A 383-nucleotide genomic window follows, 5' to 3' on the forward strand; every position below is an offset into this window, starting at 1 on the left:
CGTATTGCTTCGAACGATCGACAGCGGCCTTGGCGGTGCGGATGGTGTTCTTGCGGCGGCCGTAAAAGCCCTTCGCGGCCTTCAGAACCTTCTTGTGCTTGGCGTGGGCGGTGACGCCTCTTTTTACACGTGCCATATCATGATCTCCTTAATCTAACGCGTTACCGGAATAGTCTCAGAGACCGTTCGGCAGATAGTTCTTCACGACCTTGCGGCCATCGGGTTCTGCGAGAACCATCGTGCCGCGTGCATCGCGAATGAACTTGTTCGTGCGCTTGATCATGCCATGGCGCTTGCCAGCGGCAGCCGCCTTGACCTTGCCGGATGCGGTGATCTTGAACCGCTTCTTGGCAGCGGACTTCGTCTTCATCTTGGGCATTTTG

Annotated in this window: 2 protein-coding genes; both read right to left on the bottom strand. The window is 56.7% G+C overall.

The window, feature by feature from the left end; genetic code table 11:
- On the bottom strand, nt 1-136 hold a 136-nt coding region (locus tag AC5ZG1_RS44695; RefSeq protein ID WP_496136614.1), incomplete at its 3' end, for a 50S ribosomal protein L20.
- Between the two features lie 39 nt (nt 137-175).
- Nucleotides 176-379 (bottom strand): 50S ribosomal protein L35, encoded by a 204-nt coding sequence (rpmI, locus tag AC5ZG1_RS44700; RefSeq protein WP_011423646.1) that lies wholly within the window; start codon nt 377-379, stop codon nt 176-178.
- Nucleotides 380-383: the final 4 nt, after the last annotated feature.

The organism is Bradyrhizobium sp. Leo78, from assembly GCF_059512425.1.

What these genes read in the sequence shown, in the direction of transcription:
- rpmI (WP_011423646.1), bottom strand. Translation starts at nt 379, where the DNA reads ATGCCCAAGATGAAGACGAAGTCCGCTGCCAAGAAGCGGTTCAAGATC.